The sequence below is a fragment of the Candidatus Thermoplasmatota archaeon genome (genome assembly GCA_034660695.1).
Lineage (GTDB): Archaea > Thermoplasmatota > E2 > UBA202 > DSCA01 > JAYEJS01.
Genome location: JAYEJS010000062.1, coordinates 1 through 1,800 on the forward strand (window position 1 = coordinate 1; position 1,800 = coordinate 1,800).

The following is a 1,800-nucleotide window of genomic DNA, read 5'->3' on the forward strand; positions in this document are numbered from 1 at the left end:
CGTCTATTGGTCCTGATTCATCCTCATCATTTGTGCTTTGTGCATAAATGGTGTATTCCCCATTAGGTAGACTGTTGGTATCCCATTGGAAATCCAGATCCTGTTGATCGAGGAACCCATCTCCAGAGATCACCGTCATTTTCTTAAACCAGGAAGGATCGCATGGGTTCTGTTCGTACGTGATGATTTTGTCAACCACCGTTCTCACCTCTTTTATGTTTCGGCATGCTAACCTTCCTACCGCCACATCAGGATAAAAATCGAGATCGGTATCATTTTCAACTCCTGGTTTGTTCCAAGCAGCAAAAATGCCGTCATTGTTTGGATCCCAATCCTCAAAAATCCCTCCCTCTTTATAGACATCGGCATAGTACAGGTCGCAGAGGACTCCAGGATCATGGATGGTGGATACATCTAATGGATACTTTGGATTATCATAAAGGTTTGTATATCGCACAGGGACATGCCACCTCTCCGAGCCTTCATTTGCATTATCTCTCGGTTTCGCCCAGATAAGTGATTTGAGGCCGCCCACAAGCAGGACATACTTAATATCCCATGTCTCTATAGCATCTTTGATAAAATACTTGATCTGCTCGGGCTTGTCTACCCCGCTGTACTCACTGTATATTTCATCGGTGGTCTTGAGCACAGTCTTTACGCCGTGATCGTTTTTATGGTCTACCAGCCTCTGAAGTTCTCCGGAAAATACAGATGGTGAGATTATCACCATATCATAAGCACCGTTCGTGGAAGATGGTTTTGCCTCAGGTTTCTCATATGTTATTGTAACTTCGGCACCCCCAGCCGCATAAAGTTTTCCCAAAAGGGGGGAATATCTGACAGGAAAGATATGTATTGCCACATGGGTAACCCGTTCATTTTCAGCGTTTAAACCGCAGCCAACTCGGTACGTGTACCAGGCAGAGGGGTATAGTTGTTCACCTGTATACACCGCCTCATTTTCCCAGGAGCGGGTAATTTTGTCTCTATTCGTTATATATGTAGGGGCAAGGGGAACAAGCACAGGAGCGGGGCGAATTTTCCTCTCAATGCTGTATTCCTGTAATATTTTTGGTATCACTTCGACCCTCACATTCTGTACACCAAACTTGAGTTCAACAGTTTTCACAATCTTCGGCAGCATGGGGCAACCCGGATTCGTTACATATGATAGAGTATTCTCAAGACGCGCTTCAAGGTACCCGCTATCATATTCTTGCATATCCAGTGATGGAAAAGAGAGCGTAAATTTCGTGGTTGAACCGCTGTTTTCACTGTATGATACCACTGCTCCGATTCCATTGGTTAACAAAACCCCTATAATTACTAGCGGCAATATTTTTTTTAGCATATTTCACCCCCGTTCTGCCATGTTACTCTTTTCATCGTTACTCGCCTCTAATATTTTTATTAAAACAGGGTTTATAAGATTTACTATCAATTTGCAATTTGAACAGATTTTACCTGGCAAAAAAGCAGAGGCATATGCCAACCAGATTGATATTTTCTAAGAATTTAAGGAGAGACGAGAAGATGTACTCTAATAAAATAATGATAAAATATGAAATGCCTGCTACTTAAAATCATGTTATAAAAAACCCATAGAACTGATAAGTCTCTAAGAATGAACCACATTTTGTGAGCTAATTGTTTCTCCTCGGGTGATAAGGAGAAACAATCTATTCCTCTAAAATTTTCAGATGGAGGAAAACGAGGGATGGAAAACAGAGTTTTCGGGTCCAAACAAGAAAAAGATGATGGCCAACTCTAACATATTGCAGATGCGAGTTCAGCGTT

1 protein-coding gene is annotated in these 1,800 nt (G+C 41.9%); it reads right to left on the minus strand.

Annotated elements, in window-relative coordinates; genetic code table 11:
• Positions 1-1,354: C25 family cysteine peptidase (locus U9O96_03095; protein MEA2054093.1), on the minus strand; the 1,354-nt coding region annotated here is incomplete at its 3' end.
• Between the last annotated feature and the right edge of the window lie 446 nt (positions 1,355-1,800).